At 39.4% G+C, this 5,640-nt stretch carries 4 protein-coding genes; all 4 read left to right on the top strand.

The genetic code is table 11. From position 1 onward, the window contains the following. Positions 1-248: 248 nt before the first annotated feature. Positions 249-3,020 (top strand): DUF2339 domain-containing protein, encoded by a 2,772-nt coding sequence (locus JK188_RS16135; RefSeq protein WP_211885280.1) that lies wholly within the window; start codon positions 249-251, stop codon positions 3,018-3,020. 2 nt (positions 3,021-3,022) lie between these two features. Then, entirely contained in the window at positions 3,023-4,552 is a 1,530-nt protein-coding gene (locus tag JK188_RS16130; RefSeq protein WP_249215380.1) for a DUF3999 family protein, read from the top strand. A 61-nt stretch (positions 4,553-4,613) separates the two neighbouring features. Then, on the top strand, positions 4,614-5,024 hold the full coding sequence (locus JK188_RS16125; protein WP_211885281.1) for a GFA family protein: 411 nt from the start codon (positions 4,614-4,616) through the stop codon (positions 5,022-5,024). Positions 5,025-5,247: 223 nt separating this feature from the next. Further along, the coding region (gene psiE, locus JK188_RS16120) for a phosphate-starvation-inducible protein PsiE (protein ID WP_442959130.1) at positions 5,248-5,640 on the top strand (393 nt) is incomplete at its 3' end.

Raw genomic sequence — 5,640 nt, 5'->3', positions numbered from 1 at the left:
GAATAAAAAATATTAAAAATGTACTATCATTTTATGATGGTTAAATAATAAGATGATAGAATAGATTAATTCGTGAATACTCTTAAAAAGAGTTATTTTGTAACAGTTTGTTACCCACTGTTGGCAATTTAGTTATTCGTCTCTAAACTAGGATGATTATTGAATAATGTCGATTGATACTGTGTATTCTAAGATCCTGTTAACTAATCTTGGGTTACTGGCATTGGATTAAAGAAGGAAACCTATTTGTGGATACATGGATACTTCTAGGGCTCATTTTAATTGCGTGTGTGATAGTTGCCCCTGTGCTGGCTATCATTGCGATTAATCGCACTGGTCGAATGCAATACCAAATTAACCAGCTAAACCAAAAGGTTGCCTCTCTAGAGGTCGAAATAGCCCGTGATAAGGGTCTTCAACCTGCTCATGCTATTGATGAAGAAAACCCAGTATCCCATCGAGTTGATATCCAACATAATGAGTATCAAGTAGATACACTTAAAATTGCAGCTCAAGATCCTCAACCCCAAGCACCTCAACCCCAAGCACCTCAAATTCTGCCGCAACCGATGGCGGTTTCCAGTGACAAACAAGCTAATGCAGTAAACCCGATAGCAATTAATCCAAATCGTTTTGATAAGCCAAAGCCAAGCCAGCCTGCATCATCTCAGAATAAAGCAGAAGATAAATCCATTTTTGCACATTTCTTCACGTGGTTAGTGACAGGTAATCCGCTAGCGAAGATAGGAATTTTATTATTATTTTTAGGTGTTGCTTACTTACTGAATTACAGCGTACAAAATGAGATTATTTCACCTGAACTGAGGCTTGTCTTCAGTGCTGCGGGTTGTTTAGTTTTATTGGGTATAGGTTGGTGGCTACGCACGAAAAAGGCGTTATTTGGTCTGATATTACAAGGCGGCGCTATCGGCTGCTTATACATTACTGTTTTTGCCGCTTTCAAGTTATACACCATGATCCCTTATGGGCTCGCATTTGTGGCGATGCTAATCATCTGTTGTGCAAGTATCGGGTTGGCATTATTACAGCGTACGATTAGCTTAGCAATTTTAGCGTCTTTAGGCGGTTATTTAGCGCCAATATTACTGTCCACAGGGGGCGGTAGCCATATCGTTTTATTCTCCTATTACTTAATGTTGTCGATAGGAATTTTAGTTATCAGCTTCTGGCAAGCATGGCGTCCGTTAAATTTAGTCGGCATGTTTATGACCTATGGCGTGGCAATATTATGGGGAATGGACAATTATCATTATGATTATTATCTATCATGTCAGCTATTTATTATTGCTAACTTGATTGTATTCAATGTATTAACTCAGTTATTCGCCTTACGTTTCGAACATAATAAACAGCTCGTTGTCGATAATACGCTATTATTTTTCCCTCCATTAATGAGTATTTCCTTGCAATTTGCTATTTCGGATGGCATCGGATTATTGCCAGCATTTATTTCTCTACTTATTGGCTTACTGTATCTCATTGCCAGCTTACAGCTTCATAAACGCTTTAATGCCGCTGGTAAGAATATGGCTCTAGGCAATATCATTATTGGGGCTAGCTTCGTCACATTGGCGGTACCGCTCGCCTTGTCATTTGAATGGACGACGATTGTTTGGTCATTACAAGGCTTCGCCATGTTGTGGTTTGCCCTCAATCAAGGGCATAAAAAATTAGCGTTGCTCTCGTCATTGCTCATTGCTGTTAGTGCTTTAATAATATTAAGTGATTATCCATATTATTATTGGAGCGATAACGTTATTTACATGCTACCAAGCCTGATAGCCGCTTGCTTCTTTGCGGGCGGGTTATTTCATGTGCGCCAGAAAGAGGCGAGCTATTTTACCGCGCTTAGTTATGCATTTTTGATCCTCGGGTTATTAGTCTGGTTCGCTTGGGTGCCTGAATTTACCGATATGCTGTCATGGAACAGTGAAACGGAAAGCTTAATTATTTTGGCAGTGGTGCTGATCTCCGCGTGGTGCTGGCGACTTGGTGGTCAAAAAATCAATTGGATACCATTAGTTTTATGCCAGTTCTTATTATGGGCAGTGGCTTATTACTATTTAACATTAGATTTTATTAATGCAGAAAATCCGATGGGGCGTGGTGAAGGTTCGCTGATTTGGCCTGTGATCTTGGGCAGTTCAGTTCTGTATGTAATGCACGCTTATCGTACCCAAAACTTGTATATTCGACGAGGAATGCACGTTGCCAACCTATGGTTAATTATTGGGTTTGGTGCGACGCAAGTTAACTGGTTTGTGGCTAACCTTCCGTGGGGAATGCACGAACTGGGTTACTTCATTTACATTATGTCGATAACCTTAGTGGTATTAATCCTTTACTGGTTACAACATAACAAATTTGTACCAATGCGCCGTAAAGGTTTGCTGTATTGGTATAGTTTATTACCACTTATGGCTGTATTGGTGGTGCTTTCATGTTGGTCAAACTTTGAAGATGGCAAGCTCACGTTTTGGAGTTACGTCCCATTAGTTAACCCGTTAGATGAAGCGGGGCTGTTTAGCATTGCAGCACTGTTATTGATGCGCAAAGGTTTTATCGCGAAGTTAAGAAAAATAACGCCTATTGAAATTGGGGTAGTGAAAGGTCTGATGGTGGTAATCATTGGATTAGCTATCTTCTGGTATAACGGTATCATTCTTCGTGCGACGGCTGATTTTGCGGATATTCCTTGGAATGAGAATATCTTATTTGATTCGCGTCTCGTTCAAACGGTTCTTTCCATTAGCTGGGCGATAGCCGCACTATTCTGCATGGTGATTGCAGCAGTGAAGAAAAGTCGAACATGGTGGATTGGTGGTGCAGCGATTTTTGCTTGCGTGATTGTAAAACTATTTCTTATTGATGTGTATGGGCAGGATGGCATTTCCCGTGCGGTCTCCTTTATTGCCGTGGCGGTGTTGATCTTGGTTGTGGGTTATTTTTCCCCATTACCACCAAAGCATAAAACGGACATTGAGGTACAGGATAAATAGCGATGAACTGCATGAAAATAGCCGTGAAAAACCTAACAACATTATGTGCATGGGGCGCTCTTTTTTCCTCAATATGCCTATTATCATTTGGAAGCTATGCTAGCGATTCTAAAACCAATGACTCTAGAGCTAATGATTCTAAGCAAGCAAGTCCTTACGATTTTTATCAAGGAAAAGAACTGGCCACACCAGATAGGAACAGTCCGTTCTATTGGTTAGAGCTGCCCGCAGCTGCCTATATGGGATCTGCGTATCCAGATACTCTGCAAGATATTCGTGTTTTTAATGGTACAGGAAATGAAATTCCAACAGCGTTATTTTTTGATACCAATAAATCTGTTGCGACGACCAATGTTAAATTTAATTTTCAACGTTTAGTCACTCGTGCAGATAATGTGAATCCTAACGACGATGATCAATTTGATAGCCAATATATACTGGTGGAAGCTGAGCCAGGAAAAACAACCCGTCTTGAATTGCCGAATTTACAACGAAAAGATAAAACTAAGTATCAAGCCTATTTGCTGACGCGTGATCAATTCAAAGACAACGGTGTTTTATCGACTTTAAATTTAGGTTGGGATCAGAACAATCAGGACTGGCAAGCCAAGGTTTTTGTTTATTACAGTACCGATAAGAAAAATTGGGTAAATATTGCATCGAATCAGCCTGTCATGAGCCTGAAATTAGACTCAGGTGTTGTGGCGAGTAATACGATTGAATTATTAAAAGGGGAAAGTACTGGGCCGATTGCACCATATCTAATGTTAGTGACGGTCAGCGCTCCAGAGCATGAAATTCCACTTCTTCAATCTGTGACGGGATTGCAGTATGTGATGAACTCTTTCCATCGTCAGGAATCTTTCCTCTTTGAAGTGACAAACGATGGTATCACTCGAGAACAAGTGATTTATCGTTTGCCAACGCCGCAACCATTGAATGAAATCAGCATTAAACTACAACAATCAAATCGCGTGGTACCGCTGAAAGTAGAATATATTGCCAATAGTGATGAAGAGTGGAAATTGTTGGCGAATGTGATGGTTTTCAATCAAATCAATGATGGTGATAAAGCGAGCAATCCGAATTTAATGATCCACGATAAGCAAATTAAGGGGCTCAGAATAACTGCATTAAAAGGCAGTTGGGATGAGCTGCCACCTACGATTTATGGGTTGCGTGATGCCGTGAATCTAATTGTGAATATACAAGGTGCTTCGCCTTATTTGCTTGTGTGGGGAAATAAACAAGCCACCTTAGATAATGTTAACTACACTCAACTTATTGGTAAAAATGAAAGCGTTGAAAACGTGATGGATGATTTCCCTGAAATCACAACAACAGGTAAGGTATTGGAGTTAGGTGGAGTGGAGAAAAGAACTCAAGATAAGCCTGTGGAAGAAGGTTTACATTGGATGACTATCGCACTATGGCTGTTACTTGTTGTAGGTATTTTCGCGCTGCTTTATTTTTGTTGGTATCTTTTTAAAGAGGTTGGGTCATCAAATAAATCCAATCCAGACGATCTTTAATTAAAAAGGGAACCTAAGGTTCCCTTTTTTGAATCTAATTGCATCAATAGAGGATAGGGTCATGCCTAAAGGACAATGCTTATGTGGGTCAGTTAAACTGACTATCAATCAGCCTATCGATACCGTTCATGTTTGCCATTGTGGCATGTGCCTAAAATGGAATGGTGGTCCTGGAATGACCATCGGCTATGAAGGCGAACCTGACATTGAAGGCAGAGAGTTTATTACTCGTTTCGCTTCATCGGAATGGGCAGAAAGGGCTTTTTGTAAGCAGTGTGGTACACATCTATTTTATCACTTGCATTCGCCGTCAACGTATTACCTTTCTGCCCCGCTATTTGAAGAAAGCAAAAATGCTAAAATGGGAACACAAATTTATATTGATTGTAAGCCTAGCTATTATAATTTTGTTGAAAAGACGCCAATGCTAACTGAGCAAGATATATTAAACTTGTTCGCCAACAAATCCTAAACTCCAATCTTATAGCAGGCATTATTGTCTGCTATTTATCTTAAGGTAATCTAAACATTCATTTGTAATGTCAGCGTCAGAAATTTCAATTATAATTAAGCCATTCTATTTTGTTTTTTTACATAATGTTGAAAGGTTATGCTTAATCTAAGGTAAATAGAAAAGGATAAATTATCTATTTTAAACGTAGAGAGAGTAACCTGAGGAATGATTAATGAATAATATGAAAGGAATGCGCCACGCTAGTAATATCGCTTGGGTATTACAATGGGTTCTTAACGCAGGTTTAATTGTGCTTGCTGCGGTGTTAGTTTTCTTTTTAGCAAAAGAAACATTTACGATGGCATCGTTAATGTTTGGAGGAAACCAAGAGGCTAAAGCGTATGAGCTTTTAGAAGGAATTGTCATTTACTTTCTATACTTTGAGTTTATTGCTTTGATTATAAAGTACTTTATGTCAGGTTATCATTTCCCATTACGCTATTTTATCTACATTGGTATCACGGCAATTATCCGTCTGATTATTGTTGACCACAGTGATCCGATGACTACGCTGCTGCATGCTGGCGCTATTTTAGTTTTAGTTATTGCGCTTTATATTGCTAATACCTGTCTC

The sequence above is a fragment of the Providencia sp. JGM181 genome, assembly GCF_018257375.1.
Taxonomy (GTDB): Bacteria; Pseudomonadota; Gammaproteobacteria; order Enterobacterales; family Enterobacteriaceae; genus Providencia; species Providencia lanzhouensis.
This window is presented reverse-complemented; position numbering and strand designations above follow the sequence as displayed.

Coding starts and splice junctions, on each gene's coding strand:
- JK188_RS16130 (WP_249215380.1), top strand. CDS start 3,023: ATGAACTGCATGAAAATAGCCGTGAAAAACCTAACAACATTATGTGCA.
- JK188_RS16125 (WP_211885281.1), top strand. CDS start 4,614: ATGCCTAAAGGACAATGCTTATGTGGGTCAGTTAAACTGACTATCAAT.